Genomic DNA, 22,202 nt, shown 5'->3' on the forward strand with positions numbered 1-22,202 from the left:
TGGCAAAGCTCAAAAAGGTTGTGCAGTGAGGCGGATTATCCACGGCGCGATGCGCGGGATGCGGGCGACGAGGGCTCATCCTGCTTGATATAAGGCACGCGCAGGCGCAGAAAAGGGGCCTCCACCCAGCGGTAGCTCCAGTGTGCAGGCAATAGCATCAACCCATAAAACAGCAGCGCCCAAAGGCAGGCCACGTAAAAATTGCTGATGTCCATGATGTGTGCATGCACCCAGCGCGCAGCATCGAAGACTATGAAGAAATGCAGCAAATACACAGAGTACGAATACGCCCCGGCCCGCGCCAGCCAGCAGCTGGGCCCGCGCATGCTGGGGCGCACGCTGGCCTCGTACCAGGCGATCAGCACTGCATAGGCCAGGGCCTCGATCAGCGGCAGCACAATCCACAGCCGCCCAGGTGAGGGGTAACTGGGGCGCTGGTAAAAGCCGCCGCTGGCATCAAACCACCAATAAAAAAGGCAAAAGGCCAAAGCCACGGCAGCGGCCAGGCCATGGCGCCCGGCCAAATGGCCGCGCCAACGGCAAGCCAGCATGCCGAGCAAGAATTGGTCGATCCGCCCCACCAACGTGAAATAGGCCAGGTGCTGCACCGTGCCATCCCAGGCCCACAGCAGGCCGCGCCCTGCCAGCGCCAGGGCCAGCAAGGCCCACAGCCACCACACCGAGCGCGCCTGCAAGGCCAAGAGCAGCGGCAACAGCAGGTAAAAATGCATTTCCACCGCAATCGACCAACCGCCGTTGGGCCAGGTTGGCTGCCAAAAACCCCGCAGCAGCGCCTGCAGATAGGCCATGCCATCGCCCCCATGCCAGACGATGCGCAGCCCAGCCAGCAGCATCACCAGCAACAGCAGCGGCAGCAGGCGCAGCAGACGGTTGAACAAAAAGCGCGGGAAATCCACCCGCCGCCCTTCCAGCAAACGGGCAAACAAATAGCCGCTCAAACTCATGAACAGCGCCACGCCCGTATGCCCTTCATCGAACAGGGCCAGCGGCCACCAGGCCGGCGCCCCTTCAAACGGCACGGGCTGCCCATGCTGGCCGTGCAGAAAATGCCAGGTCACCACCAACAGCGCCGCCAGCGCCCGGACGTGATCCAGCGCAGCAAAGTGCGCACCTGAGGAGGAAACATGCATCTGGCCAATTATCGAGCAATGGCCTTGTAGTGCCTTGGCAACAAAGTGTTGGTTGTTTGTTGATGCCAACAGGGCCGTTGCCAACGGTGCATGCCGCCTCTTCCCTTGTCGCTGGATCAGCAAGCATGGACCTGTGGTGGGCCGGGTAGAGCCTGGGCTGAGGGCGCTGAACAAGGGCCTGTGATTGCAGCAACAAGGCACCAGAGTCAAGGCCAGTCAGGGGCTGCAATTTTTGCTTGCAATCGTTGGGTGGAGCCACTAGACTGCCGCGCAGAATGGCATTGGTTACTTGCGCGCGGTTGCGTTCCGTTGTTTTTTTGCAAAAACATAGGAATTCAGTCTGTGGAGCCATTTCGACGGCAAGTCTTCATGCTAGGATTTCCCAGCGTGATCGAGACTTGGTCGTAACGCTTTCAAACCCTCTTCATTTTTGGAGTTAACCCTCATGAAAAAAACCGTTTTTGCGTTGAGTGTGGCTGCTGCCCTGGCCGGCTTTGCGGGCGCTGCAAGTGCTGCTCCTACGCCTTACATCAAGGCTGAGCAGGCTGATATTAATAACACTGACAAGAAGCTGTCTACAAAGCTGAGCATCAATGCGGGTGCTGTTGGCCACATCTTGGTGCAGCCTTATTACACTGTTCAGGGTACGCGCAATACCTTGATGAACATCATCAACACCGATACCAAGAACGGCAAGGCTGTGAAAGTGCGCTTCCGTGGCGCGCGCAACTCGGACGATGTGTTCGATTTCTACGTCTTCCTGTCGCCTGGTGACGTATGGCGCGCCCGTGTCTGGAAGAATGCAAAGGACGAGGTTCGTCTGGATATTCCAGACACCAGCTGCACGCTGCCTGCTCGCTCGGTGCTGATTGATGAGAACGATCCTCTTGGTGCTTTCAGTACGGCGCGCGTCTATGACAAGAAATCGAAGTCTGAGACTTTCGAGGGTTATGTCGAGTTCCTGACGGTGGCTGATATTGAGCCGGGGGATGGGGCTAAAGGTGCGTTGTACAATACCATCAAGCACAATTCCGTTACAGGCAATGTGGAGTGCAATCCTACGCTGATTGCAAACTCCATGGCGGTAATGACGAGCAAGGCCGAAGTTCTTGGTCGTGGCTTTAACTTCCCGACGGCTGGTATTACCGGTCATTGGGCCATTACTGAAGTAGTGACCGATTCGACAGTGACCGGCAACATGATGGCGATTGCTGCGGTCGATGATGATGATTTTATGGCGCTTGGTAATTTGACGGTTGCTCCGCAAAGTACCAGCGTGGCACATGATACTTGGGATAAGCTTGGTACGGCCGACCCCTTGTTCCGTAGCGGTAAGCTGGCCGACAAGAACTATGACTACCCGGATCTGTCGACGCCTTATCTGAGCAACGCGACTGGTGATGATGCTGATCCTATCAACCAGGCCAATGCGCTGTCTGAGGCGCTGGCAGCCAGCGAAGTGATGAATGAATTCGTGACTGTGTCGGATGTGAAATTCCGTACTGACTGGGTGCTGTCTCTGCCAACACGTCGCTACGGTGTGGCAGTTGACTATGCCTCCGGTGCTGCGGTCTTTAATGACAAGACGCCGGGTGATAAAGCGGCCAGCGATTACTTCACCCCCAAAAACGCTGCAGTGGTAAAGCATAATGGCGCTCCGCAGGTGCATGTGGATATCGACGCCGATTTCTACGATGACAACGAGCGTACTCTGAATGCTGTGCCTTCGCCGCATGGCGGCTTCAAGCTCGATGGTGAAGTGAGTGTGCTCACTTTCAATGTCCCGGTGGAGGAGTCTGTGCTGGGCGCTGCAATTGCTGCCAACCGAGTTAATCCCAAGTTCCTGTCGCAGCCTATCGATGCAGGCTGGGGCAAGATCAACCTGGTCAACAGGAGCGGCTCCGGCAAGAAGGGTCTGCCCGTCATTGGCTTTGCAGCACTGCAGGCCGGTGGCAAGGCACTGGGCTTCACATGGCCACACTCCTTCAGCAAGTAATGAAGGTCTAGGCGGTAAAGCCGCCGCTCCATCAAGCGCTGCAATATCTTGCATGGCTTGATGTGTAGGCAAGTAAAAAAGCAGGCGGAAACGCCTGCTTTTTTTTGGCATGCTGTCATTGCTCTGGCAGCTGTTGGGTGTGTGCTGTGTTTGTGCTGGTGCTGTGCACAGGCTGGTGCTGCGTACAGTTTTACCCCCTAATATGCTGCGCTGTCAGTGGCATGGCTGGAAACTGGAACAGGAATTTTCTTAGAGGAAATCATTGGAAATGAATCGACGTTGTGGCCCCCTTGGGACCGTAAAAAACCGCAATTGGCCGGTGGCGGCATTGTTGGCGCTGGCCGGTTGGATGTCTCTGGCTGTTGATGCAGATGCACAGCAAATCATCGTGCAAGGGGGCGACCCCTTGGTGCAGGTGACGGATTGGGATATCGATGCAGACGCCAAAGCGGTTGACCTGGCGTCCCGTCACCATGCCTTGTCCGACGCGCAAAAAGTGGATGTGACGGCCAAGGCTTTGTTTGTGCGCGCTGTACTGGCAGAACAAGCAAAAAGCGCCGGCCTGGACAAGACGCCGGAAGCGCAAACCAGGCTAAAGCTGGCCCAGCAGCGCGTGCTGATGGAGCTGATGCTGGAGCAGTTGGAACAAAAACATGCCCCATCAAAGGAGGAGCTGCTCAAATATGCCGAGGCAGAGTACAAGTCCAACCCGCAACGCTTCATGGTGCCAGCAGAAACCAAGGCCAGTCACATCTTGATTTTCAGCGGCAGTGATGAGGCTGAGCAGCGCATCCGGGCTGTTTACAGGCAGTTGCAGGAAGGGGGGGATTTTGGCGAGCTGGCCTTCAAGCATTCGGAGGATGCGCAAACTGCTCCGCTGTATGGTTCGCTGGGTTATTTTGACCCCACCAAAATGGTGCTGGAGTTTCAAGGTGCGCTGAAGGCCTTGCAGAAAAATGGCCAATACAGCGAGCCGTTCAAGACCCGTTATGGTTGGCACATCGTTCGGCTGGACGATCGGCGCGAGGCAGGCAAATTGTCATTCGATGAGGTGCGCGAAGTCCTGATGGAGCAAGGGCGCAAGGCAGCAATGGACGGTTTGCGCGACGATCAGGTGGAAAAATCCGTGGCGCAAATTAAGGTGGATGAAAAGGCGCTGGAGGCTTTCGCTGCAAAACACAAAAAGCTGGCAGACGAGGCACGCAAAAAATACTGATTGCCAGTGGCTGTGCCGCCGGCCCGTAGAACGTTGCACTAGAGCGGTTTCGATTTCTCATGAAGACATTTCCTGCAAGTGCTGCCTTCTCTGGTCACACCCGCGCAGGCTGGTGCCCAGCCGCGACGCTGACAGACGGCGCTGCCGTTGGCCAATCCCCCTCTCGTGCGCAAGGGTGGCGCTGGATGCCCGCCTTCGCGGGCATGACGAGAGCTACCTGCGAGATTGCGATGCAGTCAGCGGCTCAGGTCTTGGATTTGTCAGCGTTCGAGCAGAACACGCTCTAAAACAGGCCGCTGCAGTCCTCGCAATGAGGGCTACAGCGGCTTTTTCAGCCCTTCTTCAACCCTGTTGCGGGGCCGGGGTGGCGAGCAGGATTTCGTCCAGCGTGGTAGTGCCATCGCTGACGCGCTGGGCCCCGCCCAGGCGCAGCGGGCGCATGCCTGCGGCCACGGCTTCGCGCCGTAGGGTGGGCAACTTGAGCTGGGCGTGGATTTGCTCGCGCACGCTGTCGTTGACGCTGAGCAGCTCATACAGCCCCATCCGGCCGCGGTAGCCGCTCATGCGGCATTCGGTACACCCTACGGGGCGGTAGGGGGTGATTTTGTTCTCGCCCAGATTGATTTTCCAGGGCTTGACGGCATCGTCCAGCAAGGCTGGGTCGAAATTTTCGTCGGGTTGTTTGCAGTGCTTGCACAACGTGCGCACCAGGCGCTGGGCCAGCACGCCCAGCAGCGTGGCGTTGATGAGGTAGGCCGGTACGCCCAGCTCCATCAGGCGGGTGATGGCCGATGGCGCGTCGTTGGTGTGCAGCGTGGAGAAGACCAAGTGCCCGGTCAACGCCGCCTGGATGGCCATTTCGGCGGTTTCCAGATCGCGGATTTCGCCCACCATGATGATGTCCGGGTCCTGGCGCATCAGTGCTCGCAGACCTTCGGCAAAGCTGAAGTCGATGTGCGGTTGCACCTGGGTCTGGTTGAAGGCCGGCTCGATCATTTCGATGGGGTCTTCCACAGTGCTGACGTTGACCTCTTCGGTAGCCACGCGCTTGAGCGTGGAGTACAGCGTCGTGGTTTTGCCTGAGCCGGTTGGGCCAGTGACCAAAATGATGCCGTGGGGCTTTTGCACCAGCTCTTCCCAGCGCTGGGCATCGTGGCGGGAAAAGCCCAGATCGGCCAGGTTCTTGATGGCGTTGTCGGGGTCGAAGATGCGCATGACCATCTTTTCCCCGAAGGCTGTGGGCAGCGTCGAGAGGCGCATTTCCACTTCTTCGCCGCGCGGGTTGCGTGTTTTGATGCGCCCGTCCTGCGGCCTGCGCCGCTCCACCACGTCCAGCCGCCCCAGCAGCTTGACGCGGGCAATCATGGCATTCAACACCCCGATGGGCATCTGGTAGACGGTGTGCAGTACGCCATCGATGCGAAAGCGAATGGCGCCCTGGTCGCGGCGCGGCTCCAGATGGATGTCGCTGGCGCGCTGATCGAAGGCGTACTGCCACAGCCATTCGACCACGCGCACCACCCCTTGGTCGTTGGCATCGAGCTGGCGATTGGCCTTTCCCAGCTCCACCAATTGCTCGAAGCTGGCCAGGCTGCTGGTGTTGCTGCCGCTTTTCTGGGCCGAGCTGACGGAGCTGGCCAGGGCATAGAACTCGCCGATGTAGCGCTTGAGATCCAGCGGGTTGACCATGACCAAGCGCACCTGCCGCCGGGTCTGGCGCTCGATCTCCCGCACCCAATCGGTGACGTAAGGCTCGCAGGTGGCGATGACAGTGGTGTCAGGCAACACCTTGATAGGCAGCACGCCATAACGGCTGGCATAGGCGGCGCTCATGATTTCGGAGATGCGCCCCACGTCGGCCTTGAGCGGGTCGATGCGCAGAAACTCGATGCCGGCGCGCCGCGCGATGAATTCGCTGAGATCGTCCAGATCCAGCGTGCCGCCGCCTTCAGCGCGCTTGAGGCCAATGGCCGAGAGCCGCACCAATGGGTTTTGCTGGCTTTCCGCCCGCGAAAACCGTGCGATGGTGCGCTGTGCTTCCTCAGGGGCGATCACGCCATCATGGTGCAGCCACTGCACCACGTGCAGCCAGTCCAGCGGGCCAAAGAAGGTTTTTTGCGGCCTGGCGGGTGGCTCGGTCGGGGCGTTGTCTCTAGGGTCTGCATGGTTGACCATGGCCTCACTCCGGATGGGTAATGGTTGTTGTTGTCGTCTGGTTTGTGGGCTCAGCCGTCGTCAGGTTGTATGGCTGCGGCGGCGGGCTTACGCGCTGCGGGGGCATCGGGCTTGCTGCCATGGATGCGCCGCATGGCTTGCTCCGTTTGGCCGGCAACCAGTTCATCCACTGCCTGCAGCGCGCGTTCGGATGCGGCCTCGATGGCGTCGCGCTCGGCAGCCGGCGGCTTGCGCAGCACCCAATGCACTACCTCGGATTTGACGCCTGGGTGGCCGATCCCTAAGCGCAGACGCCAAAAGTCCGGGCTGCCCAATTGAGCCTGGATGTCCTTGAGGCCATTGTGGCCGGCATGGCTGCCGCCGCGTTTGAGCTTTGCCTGGCCGGGCAGCAAATCCAGCTCATCGTGTACGACGAGGATTTCTTGCGGTGCGATTTTGTAGAACCTGGCCAGAGCGGCAACAGCCTGGCCGGAGCGGTTCATAAAGGTCATGGGCTGGAGCAGCCACACCTGCTGGGCGCCAATGCGAAGTTTGGCGGCGTTGCCGAAAAAGCCTTTTTCGGGCACCAGCATGGCACCGCGCTGGCGTGCCAGCGCATCAATCCACCAGAAGCCTGCGTTGTGGCGCGTAGCGTCGTACTCTGGCCCGGGGTTGCCCAGGCCGACCAAAAGTTTCAACGTCATGGCAGCAGATTATCCGTGTGTTTGCGGCCGCGCCCGGGCTGGGCGCTGGCGAGCGCAGAAGCCAACTGCGCCGCTCATTGGCTCGCAGGCCAGGCCTGGCGATGCACAGCCTCGACGGCTTCGCGGTCGGGCGGGAAGTCCATGGCAGCCAGGTTACGCTGCAACGCCTGCTGGGCGTGGCTGCGGGCCAGGGCCTGCATTTCAGGGCCGCCGAAGGCATAGAGGCTGATGAGCATTTTCTGCAGGCGGATGCCTACCTCGCGTTGTGCGGCGCCATCACGCCCTACAGAGGGGAAGAAGTCATCGAACACGTCTTCCAGGGCAACGGCGGGGACTTTGACGTTGGGGTAGCGCACCTCGTGCTCGCCTGTTGGGCTGGATGGGGCTGTGGCAGGCTGGGCCGGGGTTTCCAGCTGCGCCCACAGTTCGAAGATGCGCAGGCTGCGGTTGATAACGTCGATGGCGGTGCCGCAGTCGTTGACGGCGGCCGACAAGGCTTTGGAGGCCACCTCCGCCATCGCCACCAGACCAAAGCGCGGGTCGCTGTCGAAGGTGCGGCTGGGCGCGATGGTGAAGGCATCGCGCAGCCGGGCCAGAAAATCCTGCGTGGCTTGCTCAGCTTGTTCATCTTCCAGCACGGGCAGGCCGACGACGCTGCACAGCGGTGTGGAGCCGGGGGCGACAAATTGCCCTGGCAACACCATCACATAAATCTGCGCAGCGGCAGTCTTGGGCTGCCCGGCGTGCTCAATTGGGGCGCTGCTTTGCTTGGTGTAATCGAGCAGCAGCTCTTGCAGCATGGCTACGTCGATCCATTGCACATGGCCGGCTTTGGGCGCGTGCAGGGCAATGGCGCTGGTGGGCAGGGGATCGGCCCGCCGCTGCCAGGGCGTGCCGCCGCGGTATGGGTCGCGCAGATAGCTGCGCACTTCGTCGCAGGCTATTTCTTCCAGCCGGGCGATGGTGTGACCCATGCGCCCGAGGGTGGAGAGGTAGTTGATCCAATGCAGCAAGGTCGCGACGATGAGCACGATCATGCCGATGGTGACCAGGAACAACAGCACCCGACCTTCCTCGCGGTACAGGCCTGTTCTCAGCGTGATGATGCCCACGATGCTGAACAAAAAGGCGCCCAGAAAGGTCGAGAGCGCATTGTTGGCGGCTGTGTCGTTGATGAGCAGCTCGGTCGCGCGCGGCGTGGCGGCGCTGCTGGCCGAGGCATAAGCCGAAACCAGGATGTTCAACGAGAAGGTGGTCACGGCCAGCATGCTGGCGGCCATGATTTGCAGGATGCTGTCCACCGCGCCTTCGCCCAGCACGCCGGTCCACTCCTTGGGGATCCAGTGCTGGAACCAGGCGGCAAACAGCGCCGTGACGATGCCCAGCAGCGAAAACAACGTGGTGCGAAACCACATGCCGCGCATGATGCGTTTGAGAGACCAAAGCCATCTGGTCATGGTGTGTGTTCTCCATTGGGCGCTTGCCCAGTGTCCGATTTTTGGAGCTGTCGCCTTGACGGCGCGGGTGTTGGTGCGGGGCCAATTGGCTTGCCTTGCTGGCGAGCATGGTCGCCAGCGGCCACTGGCGCAGCGGGCCGAAGCCTGTTGATCGATATGGGCTGCGTGCTGTTGGCTTTGGCAGGCACGGCAGCCCCGAGCAAATCGGCCAAGGTGTGGCCGTCAAGCTCAGCCATGAATGCCTGCAAGGCCGAATGCAAAACGCCTTGCAGTCGGCAGCTGCCAGTGAGCAAGCAGCGATTGTCTTCGCTTTGCGGCCCGAAGCAGGCCACCAGGTTCAAGTCGTCCTCCATGGCGCGCACGATCTGGCCGACCGTGGCCTGCAATGCGGCCGGCGCAAGCCGAATGCCCCCGCCTTTGCCGCGCAGCGTGTCGACGAAACCCAGGCGCCCCAGTGCATGAACAACTTTGATGAGGTGGTGCTCCGAGATGGCATGGGCTTGGGCGATTTGCGCGATGGACACAAGCGACTGCTGCTGCCCAAGAAACAGCAGCGTGCGCAATGCATAGTCGGTCTTGAGTGTCAGTCTCATCGTGTGCGCTCCAGCGCCCTTGGAGCAGGTTCTTGAACCTGAGGCCTGGGCCCAGTTGGCGTCTCAGCCAGATGCGAATCATACGAGCAGGCCGGGCGCATCGCGCGCGGCAGCGGGTCAGATTGGCCGCCGCAGTCAAAAGGTGCATATAGAATGCACCTTTTGACTGCGGCAGGCATGTGCTGCGCAGCCTGCGGCCCCGGTGGCGTGGGCAGAGCGGGCCAGCGCATGCGGCTGCGGTTAGATGTTTTCAACCACTCTGAAAGAGGAAAGCACCATGAGCAACACCCTGGATTCCGCACAACTGCTGGCCGCACTGGAAAACGTGGCCGTGATCTCCACGACCGATCTGCAGGGCAACATCACCTATGCCAACGATTTGTTCTGCAAGCTCACCGGCTATGCCCGCGAAGAGCTGCTGGGCCAGCCGCACAGCATCGTGCGCCACCCGGCCGTGCCCAAGGAGACCTACAAGGAAATGTGGGACACCATCAAGGCCGGCAACATCTGGACGGGCATCATCCCCAACGTGGGCAAGGGCGGTGGCGTGTATGTGGTGGACACCACAGTGCAGCCGCTGCGCGATGCACAGGGCAATATCAACGCCTACATCAGCATTCGCCGCGTCATCAATGATTTGATGGACAACTTCGAGGCTGTGGAATTCTCCAAAGAGCAATTCGACGAGTACTACGCCAAGTAATAGCGAGCCCTTGCATGCATGCCATTGCCCAACGTGTGGTGATTGCCTATGGCTCTGAGTCGGGCAACGCCAAGGCCTTGGCCGAAGGGCTGGCCGCCGCGCCCTGCGTGGCGGCCCTGCAGCCCCAGGTCATGCCGCTCAACGCCGTGGACCTGCAAGCCTCTTGGGGCGACGAGGCTCTGCTGTTGATCATCTCCAGCTCGTTTGGCGACGGCGAGCCACCGGGCAATGCCGAGGGCTTTCTGGCGCAGTTGCGCCAAAGCGGCGCGCTGGCACAGCTGCGCTATGCCATCTTCGGCCTGGGCGATACGGCCTATCCGAATTTCTGTGGCTTTACCAAGCAGCTCGATGCGCTGCTGCAAGAGCGCGGCGCGCAGGCCATCATCAACCGCGTGGATGCCGACATCGGCTATGCAGACTTCTTCGCGCGCTGGCAGTCGGTGCTTGAGCAAGTGCTGCAGGGCGACGCCCAGGCCGGCCTGGCATTGTCGCTGCGCGTGATTGCTTATGGCGAGAACGATGCTTATGCCGCGGCCATCCTGGAGCGCCGCCAGCTCAACCATGCCGGGCCGGATGCCGAGCCCGGCGCCTACCACATCCGCCTGGCCTGCGAGGGCAGCGGCATGCGCTGGCGTGCCGGCGATACCTTGCACGTGCTGGCGCAAAACGATCCACAACTGCTGGCGCAACTGGCCCAGTGGTACGGCGCGCCCGAGGCCGCCGAGCTGCTGCGCGACAAGGAGCTGCGCCAAATCAGCAAGGGCGTGCTGCGCGAGCTGGCTCGCCTGGGCGGCAGCGATGCGCTCAAAGGCTTGCTCAAGTTCAGCCAGCGCCAGCAGCTGGAGCAATACCTCTGGGGCGCCGATGTGCTCGATGTGCTGCAGGACTTTTGCACGCCCGAGAAGGTGCCGCTGGCGGAGCTGGCGCAGCTGCTGTCGCCGCGCCTGCCCAGGGCGTACTCCATCGCCTCGCACGGCCAGGCCGGGCACATCGACCTGTGTATCCGCCACGTCCGTTATGAGCGCCAGGGCCGCCAGCGCGAGGGCATGGCCACGCACTGGCTGCTGACGCAGGGTGGCCCAGTACAGGTTTATTGCCGCGCCAACCCCGGCTTTCACCTGGCCGGTGATGCCGCAGCGCCGCTGATTCTGATCGGCACCGGCACCGGCATTGCGCCGCTGATGGGCTTGCTGCGCGAGCTGCAGGCCAGTGGTCAACCGCGCCAGACTTGCCTGTTCTTTGGCGAAAAGCGCCAGGCGCAGGACTTCCTCTACCGCGAGGAACTTGAGAGCCTGCAGGCCGAAGGCGTGCTGCATAAGCTGGTGACGGCTTTTTCACGCGATGGGGCGGAAAAATACTACGTGCAGCACGCCTTGCAGGAGCACGCCGTCACATTGCGCGATTGGATTGCGCAGGGCGCGCACGTGTACGTCTGCGGCAACAAGCAGCACCTGGAGCGCGCCATCGGGGCCGCTTTCGATGCGTTGCTGGCCGATACGCAGCAAGGCGCGGCGGACCCCGATGAAACCCCTTGGCAGCGTCTGGGGCGCGAGGGGCGGGTGCACCTGGAGCTGTATTGAGCAAGCCCGGCCATGACCATGTGCGCAGAACCGATTTGCACTGAAGAGGAAATCACTGCGCTGGTGCAGCGCTTTTACGCGCGCGTGCGCCAGGATGCGCGGCTCGGGCCGATCTTTGAGGCGCACATCGACGATTGGGACGAGCATCTGTCCAAGCTGATGGACTTTTGGTCCAGCATCCTGTTGCGCAGCGGGCGCTTTTCCGGGGCTCCCATGCCCAAGCACGCCGCCCTGCCGGGCTTGACGCAGGAACTGTTCAGGCACTGGCTGGAGCTGTTTGCGCAAACCCTGGACGAGCAGCCCAACGAGCGCTTGGCCGAGCAGGCCCTGGCAGCGGCGCGGCGCATTGCGCAAAGCCTGTGGATGGGCTATCAGGCCAGCGGCGATCTGCGCTCTGCGGCCCTGCCTGCGGTGAAGGCGTTCAAATCTTCATGACCTGCTCGCGGTAGAACTGCAGCTCGTCGATGGATTCGTGCACATCGGCCAGGGCCGTGTGCTTTTGCGCTTTCTTGAACTGGTTGGCAATGCCCGGTTGCCAGCGTCGGGTCAATTCCTTGAGGGTGCTGACATCGACATTGCGGTAGTGGAAGAAGGCCTCCAGCTTGGGCATGTATTTGACGAGAAAACGCCGATCCTGCCCGATGGTGTTGCCGCACATGGGCGATTTGCCCTTGGCCACATAGCGGCGAAGGAACTGCAGCAGCTGCGCCTCGGCCTGGGCCTCGTCGATGGTGGATGCGCGCACTTTGTCCGTCAGACCGCTGCGCCCGTGCGTGCCCTTGTTCCAGGCGTCCATGCCATTGAGCACGTCATCGCTTTGGTGGATGACCAGCACAGGTCCTTCGATGCGCGGCTGCAGCTGCGGGCCGGTGACGATCACGGCAATTTCCAACAGGCGGTCGGTTTCCGGGTTCAGGCCGCTCATCTCACAGTCCAGCCAGATCAGGTTGTCGTCACTTTTGGCGAGCATGGGCGCTGTTGTGGAGTCGGTGGCCGTGGCGCAGGGGGTGGCTGATGGGGCCGGGGTAGGAGCAGGGGGCTGGCGGGTATTCATGGAGGGCATTGTGGGGCATGGTGACGCCGTTGGGCGCGAGCGCAAGGGCCTGGGGGGCGCTGATGCGGACAAAGGCGCTGATGCTCAGCACGTCGGCAGTGCATCGAACACGGCGATACTTTCCACATGGGCCGTGTGCGGGAACATGTTGACCACGCCCGCTGCGGTGCAGCGGTAGCCGGCCTGGTGCACCAGCAAACCAGCATCGCGCGCCAGCGTGGCTGGGTTGCAGCTGACATAGACGATGCGCTGTGGCGGCTGCCATTGGGCGTCGTCCTGCCAGTCGGCGCTGCTGGTTTCGGGTGGCAGCTCATCGCCCGCAATGGTGGCGTTGGCCGCTTCGGCGCCCGCCGCGCTGGCGCCCTGGTGGTGCTGTTGGTGGCGGCGTTGGTGGATGTCGGCCAGCGCCTTGGCCAGCGCAAACGCGCCTTCGCGCGGCGGATCGACCAGCCATTTTTGCGCCGCGCCATCGGCCTGCAGCAGCGCAGGCGTCATCTGGAACAGGTTGCGCCCCACGAAGTGTGTGGGTGCCAGCGGGCGCAGGCCTTGCGCAGCGCGCTGCGCCTGGTTGGCCTGCCAGTTGGCGCTGGCGCGCGCCACCAGCGCGTCGCTGCCCTCGATGCCCAGCACCTGAGCGGCCTGGGTGGCCAGCGGCAGGCTGAAGTTGCCCAAGCCGCAGAACCAGTCGATCACGCGCTCGTGTCTTTGCACGCCCAGCAGTTGCAGTGCCCGGGCCACCAGCACGCGGTTGATGTGCGGGTTGACCTGGGTGAAGTCCGTGGGCCGAAACGGCATGCGGATGCCGAACTCCGGCAGGGCATAGGCCAGAGGCGCGCTGCCATCGTCGGCATCGAGCCGGTGCACCGTATCGGGGCCCTTGGGTTGCAGCCACCATTGCAGCGGCGGGTGCTGGGCGGCGAAGTCGCGCAGGCGTTGCTGGTCGGTCTCGCTCAGGGGCTGCAGGTGGCGCAGCACCAGCGCGGTGACGGCATCGCCGCAGGCCACTTCAATCTGCGGGCAGCTCTCGCGCGCATCCAGGCTGTCGATCAGCGCGCGCAGCGGCATCAGCAGCGCATCGACCTGAGGCGGCAGGATGGGGCAGACCTGCATGTCGGCGATGTAGCGGCTTTTGCGCTCGTGAAAGCCCACCAGCACCACGCCTTTTTTCTGCACGTAGCGCACCGACAGGCGCGCCCGCCAGCGGTAGCCCCAGTCCGGCCCCTGAATAGGGCGCAGAATGCGCTCGGCGCGCACCTTGCCCAGGTGCCAGAGGTTGTCCTCCAGCACGCGCTGCTTGACGGCCAGCTGCGCGGCCGGGCTCAGGTGCTGCATCTTGCAGCCGCCGCAGGCGCCCTGGTGCAGGCCAAAGTGCGGGCAGCGCGGCGTGGTGCGCTGGGAGGATTCGCGCAGCACGGCATCGAGCGTGGCTTTTTCCCATTGGTTTTTGCGGCGCACGGTGGTGGCGGTGACGATTTCGCCGGTCAGAGCCCCTTCGACGAACACCACCTTGCCATCGTCGCGGTGCGCTACGCCTTGCGCGTCCATGTCCAGCGCATCGATGCACAGGGCATGAGGGGGCAGGGCTGCGGGTTGTGATGTCGTGTCGTCGGGCATGGGGCGGCAGGCTTGGCCTGGGTGTTTTTTGTGGGACGGATGGCCGCTGGCATGGCAGCGCGGGGCGGGCATTGTATTCATTGAGCGCTGACCGGCGGAGGGAACTCTGGGAAAGCCCGCACTCAAAACCCTCGCGCCGCATCCATTCCCTGGATCGGATGGTTTGCTGCATCGTTGGCCTTTGCGGTGGCTGGCGGCCATTGTGTGACGCTCGCTGCCCTGTATCCCGGCTGTCCCGCAGCGGCCGCTTGAACAGCGGATGCGTGAGAGCCTTCCTTGGCAAAGCACTCGCCAAGACGGCAGACAATACGCGCATGCTGGCGATGCCGCACCGGCAGCGTATCTCCATGAAGAAGAAAGGATGAATTCGTGAATGCCTTGAGTTTTTTGCTGGCAGCGCCACGGCGCCTGCTGGCTGTGATGGCCCTGGCCTGTGCCGGTTTGCTGGGTTTTGCGCTTTACCTGCAGCACCACGTGGGGCTGGAGCCCTGCCCGATGTGCATCGTGCAACGCTATGCGCTGACGGGCGTGCTGATGGCGGCATTGCTGGGCAGTCTGTGGGGGCGGCGCTGGTGGCTTTGGCTGTGGGGCGGCGCAGCCTTGTTGATCAGCGGTTTTGGCGCTTTCGTTGCGGCGCGCCAAAGCTGGATGCAGTGGTATCCGCCCGAGACCGTCACCTGCGGCCGTGATTTTTATGGAATCGTTGAGAACTATCCGATCAGCAAAGCCATCCCGATGCTGTTTCGGGGCTCGGGCGATTGCACGGCGGTGGATTGGTCGCTGCTGGGGCTGTCCATCGCCAACTGGTCTTTTCTGACCTTTGCCGCATTCTGCATCGCGCTGCTGTGGGCGGCCTGGCGTTTGCGGGCACGTTGATGCCTGGTGCCACAACAGGCGCCATCGCGGCATCGGGCGTCCTGGCGTTGCCTGAGCGGATGCAGCGCCGCCGTCAACGTCGTCAACCGGGCATCACGCCGAGCGCGCCAGCGCGGCAAAGCGCGCCTGGCACAGACGGGCCAAATCCTGCGGCGCCAGGGCAATCTCCAGCCCGCGCCGCCCGGCGCTGACGTAGAGGCAATCCAAGGCCTGCGCCGCTGCGTCAATGAAGCTGCGGTGCGCCTTTTTCTGCCCCAGCGGGCTGATGCCGCCCACCAAATAGCCTGTGGCGCGCTGCGCCGCCTGCGGCTGCGCCATCTCGCACTTCTTGCAGCCAGCGGCCAAGGCCAGGGCTTTCAAATCCAGCTGGGCTGCCACAGGCACGACGGCCACCAACAACTCGCCAGCCTCGGTCTGGGCCAGCAAGGTTTTGAACACCTGCTGCGGCGCCAGGCCGAGCTTTTCAACTGCTTCCAACCCGTAGGACGGCGCTTTGCTGTCGTGCGTGTAACTCAGCACCTGGTGCGCCACGCCGTGCGCCTTGAGCAGTTCGATGGCGGGTGTCATGCGATTGCTCGGTTCAAAATTGGGAGTTGCAGTATGCCGGTATTTTTTGGGCTTGCCGGGTGCACACGGCCCAGCATTGCTTGCATGGCCAAGCCGAGCACTTTGCCATCAAGCCGGTAGTAGGGCCTTGATGGCCCATGCGTCATAACACAGCCACACCAGCAACAGGCAGACAGCCAGCAGGAATGGCAGCAGGGCACGAAACAATCGCTGAGGGGGCTCGCCGGTCATGGCTGCAGCAACGAATAGGCCAGTGCCCACAGGAGGCGTGAGCAGGCCCAAGACTAAGTTGATGCAGATGACGACGCCGAAGTGCAACGGGTGGATGCCGAATTGCTGTGTGGCGATGGGCAGCAGGATGGGCACGATCAGAATCAATGCGGCGATGCCATCGAGCACCATGCCAATGGCCAGCAGCAGTGCCATGACCATCAGCAGGAACACGAAAGGGCTGTCCGTACTGGCTGAGATCCACTGTGCCACCAGCTGGGGGATTTGCTCAAAGGTGATCGTCCAGCCAAAGACGCCAGCGGCGGCGACCAGAAACAGCACCAGGCCGGCGCTGTGGGCGGTGCGTTTGAGCACGGCCATCAATTGTGAGAATGCCAGCTCTTGATGAATGAAGCGGCCAACCAGCAGGGCTGTGACCGAGGCCAGGCCGGCTGATTCGGTGGGCGTGGCCAGGCCGGTGAGGATGCTGCCGACGATGATGGCGGGCACGGTCAGTGCGGGCAGGGCGCCGAGGATGGCGCGCATGGCCTGGGCCAGTGGCAGCCATTGGCCCTTGGGATAAGGCAGTATCAGGCCAGCCCCGGCCACGATGATGCAAAAGGACAGACCCATGATCAGCCCGGGCAGCAGGCCGGCCATGAACATGTCGCCAATGGAGAGCTGCGCCAGCACGCCATAGACCACGAACATCATTGAGGGTGGCACGATGGCGCCCATCAGGCCCGAGGCAGCGGTGATGGCGGTGGCGAAGGACTTATCGTAGCCCTCGCGCTCCATTTGCGGCACCATGGCGCGCGACATTACGGCAATTTGCGCCACAGCCGATCCCATGACTGCGGCCATCAGGGTATTGGCCAGCAGATTGATGTAGGCCAACCCGCCCCGAAAACCGCCGACGAACACATGGGCGCAGCGAATCAGGCGCAAGGTCAACCCGCCTTCGTTCATCAGCTCGCCGGCCAGAATGAATAAGGGCACGGCCAGCAGTCCATAGGATTCGGCCGAGCCGAACAGCTGCTGCCCGAATGATTCGAACAACACGGCATTGCCCGAGTGCCAGGCGTAGAACATGGCCGTCAGGCACAGCACGACGCCAATGGGTACCTGCAGGAGCAGCAAAACGAGAAAGACCAGCAGCGTCATGGGTGCTTTCCTCCTCGCAGGTGATGTGCTGCCGTGTCGCGGGGCTCCACCGTCGGTTGCTGTTGCAAGATTGGGTGCATGTGGCGGCCAGTTGGGTCGCTCAGAATATGTGCCAGTGTGTGCAACAGGGTCGAGCAGGCGAAGTAGGGCACGATCAGCCAGGCCCAGAACTTTGGCATGGGCAGAGTGTTGGCGCGTTCTTGATAGATGAAGTTCATCGTGTGTGCGCTGAAGGCGTCGAAGTCCAGGCCATGGCACAGCAACTCCAGCGGCTGGTACCAGCGCCAGCAGAACACCAGCAGTAGCATGGCGAACAGCAGCACTATCCAGTCAATGAAAACGCCGATGGCGCAGCGCAGGCGCTTGGGCAGGGTATCGACCAGCACGGTCACGGCCACGGCTTGGCGCTGCTTGAGCAACACGGCCATGGCCAGAAACAGCATCCATACCATCAGTATGATGGCTGCCTCATCGACCCAATAGACCGCGCGATCCATGGCGCGCGTGCAGACGTTGAACACGATCAACAGCGCGATCAATGAGGCCAGCAGGCCGGCCGCGCGGCTTTCCTGGCGGCTGAGCCAGTTCGAGCAGGTTTGCAGCATGGTAAGTGCGAGACAGTGTGTTGAGAGGCCGCAAGGTGGATCGCGCTGGCGCGGTTGTCCTGGCGGTGGCGCTGGCAAGATTTTTTACTGCAGGCTCTTGGCAAGCTGGCGCAGCGCAGGCAAGGCAGGGGCCTTCTGGCGCCACTTGGCTTCCCAGGCCTCGATGGCTGCGGCAAAAAATTCCGGCCCGACCTCGACGATGCGCTTGCCACTGCCCCGCGCAGCCTGTTCCCATTCCCTTTCCTTGGCGATGTAGGCGGTGAAAGTCTGCGCCAGATGTTTGCGCATGAGCGTTTGCAAGGCCTGGCGGTCCTCGGGGCTGAGCTCTCGCCAGACGCGTGCGGACACCACGCCGACTACGGGCCACATCATGTGTTTGGACAGCAAGATGGTGTCGGCCTTTTCATAGAACTTCAGTCCCCAGATTAACTCCAGGTCCATGTCGACCGCATCGACCTGGCCGTTGGCCAGTGCATCGAAAACGCCTGAGAGTGGAATGGGGGTGGGTGCGGCTCCCAGATGACTGTAGAAGTCGCGTAGAGCCTCAATAGGTGTGACACGCAGTTTGCGGCCTTTCAAGTCGGAGGCGCTGTGCACGGGGGTGCGGCTGAGGATCTGGCGCAGGCCGCCGGTGCCGAAGGCAAGACCAACGACGCCGGCGCGTGCGGGCAATTGATCCAACAACTGTTGCACTTCTGGCGAAGTTAGCAACTGGCCGGCCTGCTCGACGCTCTGAACCAGATAAGGGGCGTAGAGTGCACCGAGCTCTGGCGCACGGTTGCTTAGTTCGGCGTTGGTGAGAAAGGCCATATCCAGTGCGCCGGTTTGCAGTTGTTGCAGCATTTGTGCCTCGTTGCCCAACTGTGCTGCGGGAAATAGCGCTACTTTGTGCCGCCCCTGGCTGTGTTGCTCGAAATCGGCCGCGAAGGCGCTGGCGGCTTGGCTCCAGATGTGCTGCGGAGGAGTCAGTAGGCCGAGGCGAAAGTCTTTGGCTTGTGTGGTTGTGGCGATCAGGGCGCTGCCCAGCAGACTGGCGACCAGTCGCAGCAATGAAAGTTTTTTCATGGCATGTCTCCTTGGGTTGTAGTGTTGTGGCTTTAACAGGCTGCTGAAATACTGAATTGACAGGCAGGAAATCTCCAGACTTGCCGCCTCAAGCTATCGCAAGTCATTGATTTATGGTTGGCGAAGGGGCGATGAGGGTGTCATGTCGGATGTTTTTCGTCCGGCGTCGGCAGTATTTCAGCAGCCTGTTAAGGTGATCCTGCGCAGCCTCACGCAGCGCAGCGTGAAGCGTGGGTACTGGTCGGCTCCAGGCGGAAGAAGCGCCGCGCGTTATCTTCAAGCAACATCTGCCGGTTATTTGCATCCAGGTCTGGGGCGCTTTGAATCAGCCAACCTATTGGCTGCTCGCCTAGTGGGAAGGGATAGTCCGAGCCCAGCATCACTCGCTCTGGACCCATGACGTCGACCAATAGCTGTAATGCTGCGTGGTCGAATACGGCGGCATCGGTATGGAAGCGATGTACATATTCGGATGGCGGGCGTGGACAGTCCTTGCGCACGATGTCGCGGTGTTTCCATGCGTTGTCGGCTCGGCCCAGCGTGAAGGCGAAACTGCCACCACCGTGGGCAAAGCAGATCTTCAGGCGCTGAGGGATGCGCTCGAGCGCTCCCGAGAGGATCAACGACAGCATGCCCAGCTGGGTTTCGGCGGGCATGGCCACCAGCCAGGGCAGCATCCACTGTCGCATACGGCGAGGGCCGCCCATCATGTCCCAAGGGTGTACGAAGACGGGGATGTCCTCGTGTGCACAATGGGTCAAAAAATCCACGATATCGGGGTGATCAAGATCCTTGTCCCCGACATGGTTGCCGATTTGCACGCCGACGCAGCCCAGTTTCTGGGCGCGCGAAGCTTCAGCGCAGGCGCGCTGCAAGTCTTGCAATGGCACCTGCGAGAGCACTTTCAGGCGCTGTGGGTGGCGAGCGGCAAAAGCCAGCGCAGCCTCGTTCATTTGCGCGGCCCAGTCGGCGGCCTTGGCTGCTTCCCAGGAATAGCCGAACAGCACGGGCGTAGCACAGGTCACTTGCATGGCGATACCTTGCGCGTCGAGCTCCTGGACACGGTAGTCGGCATCCCATAGCGCCTGGTATACAGGCCGGAATGGCTTGTCGCCGACCATGATCTGCCCAGTCTGGCCATTGCCATCGACCTGAAGCCAGGCAGCTTGCTCGGCATCAATCAGCCGAGCCTGAGCACGTGAGATGAGAGGGAAGAAGTGCGAGTGCATGTCAATCATGGCGGACTCCTGGAAACCTGTCCGGGCTTTGCCCGAGCCGTAGCGCAGCACGGCAGTTGCGGGGTTTCCTTGTGGTAGGGTGTGTTCGCTGCTTACTGCCGCAAGTGAGCGAATGCCTGCTCCAAGCTGGCATGCCAGCGGCGGTAGTCTTTGCCTGGGTGCTGTTCACCGCATTGGCTGCAAAGGCGCGCGCTTTCGCTCTGGGCGTAGAACTTCTCATACACGGGAGGCAGGTCCTTGACGATGCTTTCGAGCTGCATTTCGGCTCGCCAGATCAGATGGCCGCAGCGTGCGCAACTCCATTGCAGGGCGTCGTGCTGGCCCAGAGGGCGCTGGCGCTCGATCACCAAACACAGGCTACCCTCTTCGGGACGTTGGGGCGAGTGGATGACATGGGGAGCCATCAGAAACATGTCACCTTCATGTAGTGGGATGCGTTCGTACTGCCCGCGGTCCCAGACCAGCAATGAGGCATTGCCTTTGAATTGATAGAAATATTCCTCAACTGGATCGTCGTGGAAGTCGGTGCGCTGGTTGGGGCCACCGACAACGGTGATCATGAAATCCGCATCTTTCCAGATCTGCTGGTTGTTGACTGGTGGACGTAGCAAGTGTTGGTTGTCGTGCAGCCATTGGTTGAAGTTCAGCGGATGGCCATATTTGAGGCTCAGCATAGACACTCTCCTTGCAACAGGGGGTTAGGGTCGGGGCTTGTAGGCAGTGGCGCGAATTTCAATGAGCAGATGTGGATGAGGCAGCTGGTGCACTGCTACTGTGGTTCGAGTGGGCCCCTGGGCATCAAAAAACTCTGCCCAGACTTCGTTGAAGCCGCCAAAGTCGTTCATGTTCACCAGGAAAACCTGGGCATCGACCAAGTCCTGCAGGTTGGCGCCGGCATGTTCCAGGACGGCGGCGATGTTGCGGAGCACGGCGCGCGTTTGCACGCGGATGTCCAATCGAGTTACGCCCATGGCGTCGGCTTCTGCGCCTTCGAAACTGTTGTCGGGGCGACGCGAACTGGTGCCCGAAATGAAGAGGAAATCACCGGCGCGCTTGTAGTGCGGAAATCGTCCACGAGGCACGGCTTTGCCAGCGATGACGATCGATTCGGTTCGGTGTGTAGTGGAGTTCATGGCGTTTCAGTGGCAGTGAAGAACTCCACCCGGCCCAGGCCGTAGATGTCGCAGCGCACGTGGGTCTCGGGTGGCAATGCTTGGGCGGCGGTGGCTGCACCGGCCATGATCAGCGAACCCGCAGGCAGGTGCAGACCACTGGCGGCCAACAGGCGAGAGGCTTGCACGAATGCGCGCAACGGATGGCCTAGAATGGCGGCCGTCGAACCTGTTTGTACATAGCGACCATCGAAAGCCATATGCACTCCGGCATTGCTCAGCGCATCGAAATTGCGTGAAAAGCTGCCAACGACAACGCCAGCCGAGGAGCAGTTGTCGGCTACCACGTCTTCCAATGTGAAGTGGAAGTCCCGATAGCGAGAATCGATGATCTCCAGCGCTGGCGCCACGGCTTCAATACAGTCCAGCGCCTGAAGGGCATTCATGGGGCGGTCAATGGTGCGCTTGGTCAGGAAACACACTTCGGGCTCGACACGCGGGTGGATGTATTGGTTCAAATCGATGCTTGAGCTTTCTTCTTTGAGCATGCTACAGGTCAGCCAGCCCCAAATTAGATCGTGCACGCCCATTTGCAGCATCTTGGCGCGGCTAGTGAAGCCCAGCTTAATGCCGCAAATGCTGTCACCGCGATTGACTCGGCGTTGAATGGCCGTGCGCTGGATGACATAGGCCTGTTCCAGATCAAAGGATCCCGAAGGAAATTGCGCGATGGCCTGAGCGCAGACGGCTGCATCATCAAGCTGTCGGGCATAGTGGGCAATGCTGGTGTTCATGCGATCCACTCCTGGTTTTTTTATGGGGCACCCGTGTCGGGGTGCGACTCTTCGGCCTCGGCTGGCTGGCGTTTGAGGATATCCAGTGCCACATCGACAATCATGTCCTCCTGTCCGCCGACCATGCCGCGGCGGCCCAGCTCGACCAGGATGTCAAAGGCGTTGAGGCCGTATTTTTTGGCGGCGGCCTCGCTGTGCAGCAGAAAGCTGGAATACACGCCGGCATATCCCAGGGCCAGAGTTTCGCGGTCCACCCGCACTGGGCGGCGTTGCAGCGGGCGCACCAGATCCTCGGCGGCATCAATGAGGCCGCGCACGTCACAGCCATGGTTCAGGCCCATGCGATCGA

General features: G+C 61.5%; 21 protein-coding genes and 1 pseudogene. 6 read left to right on the forward strand and 16 right to left on the reverse strand.

Features of this window, described 5'->3' with window-relative positions:
* Window positions 1-35 precede the first annotated feature (35 nt).
* Window positions 36-1,151 (reverse strand): acyltransferase family protein, encoded by a 1,116-nt coding sequence (locus CK620_RS12460; RefSeq protein WP_095550568.1) that lies wholly within the window; start codon window positions 1,149-1,151, stop codon window positions 36-38.
* Window positions 1,152-1,596: 445 nt separating this feature from the next.
* Between CK620_RS12460 and CK620_RS12465 the strand changes: the two genes are divergently transcribed.
* A complete protein-coding gene (locus CK620_RS12465; protein WP_095550569.1) occupies window positions 1,597-3,147 on the forward strand; it encodes a hypothetical protein in 1,551 nt (516 codons plus the stop codon).
* Between the two features lie 268 nt (window positions 3,148-3,415).
* Window positions 3,416-4,363 carry a peptidylprolyl isomerase gene (locus CK620_RS12470; protein WP_095550570.1) on the forward strand — a complete coding sequence of 316 codons (948 nt, stop codon included), beginning with the start codon at window positions 3,416-3,418 and terminating at the stop codon, window positions 4,361-4,363.
* 342 nt (window positions 4,364-4,705) lie between these two features.
* Here the strand turns inward: CK620_RS12470 and tfpB are convergent, their stop codons facing one another.
* The 4 genes from tfpB to CK620_RS12490 form a co-directional block, all read right to left on the reverse strand.
* Complete coding sequence (gene tfpB / locus CK620_RS12475; RefSeq protein ID WP_095550571.1) at window positions 4,706-6,538, reverse strand: type IV pilus assembly ATPase TfpB; 1,833 nt, start codon at window positions 6,536-6,538, stop codon at window positions 4,706-4,708.
* Between the two features lie 50 nt (window positions 6,539-6,588).
* Window positions 6,589-7,221, reverse strand: a complete 633-nt coding sequence (pth, locus tag CK620_RS12480; RefSeq protein WP_095550572.1) for an aminoacyl-tRNA hydrolase — start codon at window positions 7,219-7,221, stop codon at window positions 6,589-6,591.
* Between the two features lie 74 nt (window positions 7,222-7,295).
* A complete protein-coding gene (locus CK620_RS12485; protein WP_095550573.1) occupies window positions 7,296-8,678 on the reverse strand; it encodes a DUF2254 domain-containing protein in 1,383 nt (460 codons plus the stop codon).
* Window positions 8,675-9,271 (reverse strand): RrF2 family transcriptional regulator, encoded by a 597-nt coding sequence (locus CK620_RS12490; RefSeq protein ID WP_095550574.1) that lies wholly within the window; start codon window positions 9,269-9,271, stop codon window positions 8,675-8,677. The genes CK620_RS12485 and CK620_RS12490 overlap by 4 nt, the downstream gene beginning before the upstream one ends.
* 277 nt (window positions 9,272-9,548) lie before the next feature.
* On the opposite strand from CK620_RS12490, the gene CK620_RS12495 reads away from it, so the two are divergent.
* The 3 genes from CK620_RS12495 to CK620_RS12505 are packed head-to-tail and all read left to right on the forward strand — an operon-like array spanning window position 9,549 to window position 11,989.
* Window positions 9,549-9,974, forward strand: a complete 426-nt coding sequence (locus CK620_RS12495; RefSeq protein WP_095543106.1) for a PAS domain-containing protein — start codon at window positions 9,549-9,551, stop codon at window positions 9,972-9,974.
* 14 nt (window positions 9,975-9,988) lie between these two features.
* Window positions 9,989-11,554: a diflavin oxidoreductase gene (locus CK620_RS12500; protein WP_095550575.1), complete on the forward strand. Its 1,566-nt coding sequence runs from the start codon at window positions 9,989-9,991 to the stop codon at window positions 11,552-11,554.
* An 18-nt stretch (window positions 11,555-11,572) separates the two neighbouring features.
* Window positions 11,573-11,989, forward strand: coding sequence for a group III truncated hemoglobin (locus tag CK620_RS12505; protein WP_095550592.1), 417 nt, complete (start codon window positions 11,573-11,575; stop codon window positions 11,987-11,989).
* Here CK620_RS12505 and orn read toward each other — a convergent pair.
* The gene (gene orn / locus CK620_RS12510; RefSeq protein WP_238945884.1) at window positions 11,976-12,524 is read right to left on the reverse strand and encodes an oligoribonuclease; all 549 of its coding nucleotides are present in this window, start codon (window positions 12,522-12,524) and stop codon (window positions 11,976-11,978) included. The two genes, CK620_RS12505 and orn, sit on opposite strands and share 14 nt — an antisense overlap.
* 168 nt (window positions 12,525-12,692) lie before the next feature.
* Window positions 12,693-14,222 (reverse strand): 23S rRNA (uracil(1939)-C(5))-methyltransferase RlmD, encoded by a 1,530-nt coding sequence (gene rlmD / locus CK620_RS12515; protein WP_095550594.1) that lies wholly within the window; start codon window positions 14,220-14,222, stop codon window positions 12,693-12,695.
* A gap of 369 nt (window positions 14,223-14,591) precedes the next feature.
* On the opposite strand from rlmD, the gene CK620_RS12520 reads away from it, so the two are divergent.
* On the forward strand, window positions 14,592-15,098 hold the full coding sequence (locus CK620_RS12520; RefSeq protein ID WP_095550576.1) for a disulfide bond formation protein B: 507 nt from the start codon (window positions 14,592-14,594) through the stop codon (window positions 15,096-15,098).
* A gap of 93 nt (window positions 15,099-15,191) precedes the next feature.
* Here the strand turns inward: CK620_RS12520 and ybaK are convergent, their stop codons facing one another.
* The 9 genes and pseudogenes from ybaK to CK620_RS12565 all read right to left on the reverse strand — a co-directional run.
* Window positions 15,192-15,665 (reverse strand): Cys-tRNA(Pro) deacylase, encoded by a 474-nt coding sequence (ybaK, locus tag CK620_RS12525; RefSeq protein ID WP_095550577.1) that lies wholly within the window; start codon window positions 15,663-15,665, stop codon window positions 15,192-15,194.
* 108 nt (window positions 15,666-15,773) lie between these two features.
* Window positions 15,774-17,039 (reverse strand): TRAP transporter large permease, encoded by a 1,266-nt coding sequence (locus CK620_RS12530; RefSeq protein WP_095550578.1) that lies wholly within the window; start codon window positions 17,037-17,039, stop codon window positions 15,774-15,776.
* Window positions 17,036-17,644, reverse strand: a complete 609-nt coding sequence (locus CK620_RS12535) for a TRAP transporter small permease (RefSeq protein ID WP_095550579.1) — start codon at window positions 17,642-17,644, stop codon at window positions 17,036-17,038. The genes CK620_RS12530 and CK620_RS12535 overlap by 4 nt, the downstream gene beginning before the upstream one ends.
* 84 nt (window positions 17,645-17,728) lie before the next feature.
* A complete protein-coding gene (locus CK620_RS12540) occupies window positions 17,729-18,709 on the reverse strand; it encodes a TRAP transporter substrate-binding protein (RefSeq protein ID WP_095550580.1) in 981 nt (326 codons plus the stop codon).
* 209 nt (window positions 18,710-18,918) lie between these two features.
* A complete protein-coding gene (locus CK620_RS12545) occupies window positions 18,919-19,947 on the reverse strand; it encodes an amidohydrolase family protein (RefSeq protein ID WP_095550581.1) in 1,029 nt (342 codons plus the stop codon).
* Window positions 19,948-20,039: 92 nt separating this feature from the next.
* Window positions 20,040-20,621, reverse strand: coding sequence for a 3-hydroxyanthranilate 3,4-dioxygenase (locus CK620_RS12550; protein ID WP_095550582.1), 582 nt, complete (start codon window positions 20,619-20,621; stop codon window positions 20,040-20,042).
* A 24-nt stretch (window positions 20,622-20,645) separates the two neighbouring features.
* Window positions 20,646-21,080 carry a RidA family protein gene (locus CK620_RS12555; protein ID WP_095550583.1) on the reverse strand — a complete coding sequence of 145 codons (435 nt, stop codon included), beginning with the start codon at window positions 21,078-21,080 and terminating at the stop codon, window positions 20,646-20,648.
* Complete coding sequence (locus CK620_RS12560; protein WP_095550584.1) at window positions 21,077-21,853, reverse strand: 2-keto-4-pentenoate hydratase; 777 nt, start codon at window positions 21,851-21,853, stop codon at window positions 21,077-21,079. Before CK620_RS12560 ends, CK620_RS12555 begins: the two co-directional genes overlap by 4 nt.
* 20 nt (window positions 21,854-21,873) lie before the next feature.
* Window positions 21,874-22,202, reverse strand: a pseudogene (locus CK620_RS12565) (4-hydroxy-2-oxovalerate aldolase); the annotation flags it as partial.

It is taken from the genome of Vandammella animalimorsus, assembly GCF_002285285.1.
GTDB lineage: Bacteria > Pseudomonadota > Gammaproteobacteria > Burkholderiales > Burkholderiaceae_C > Lampropedia > Lampropedia animalimorsus.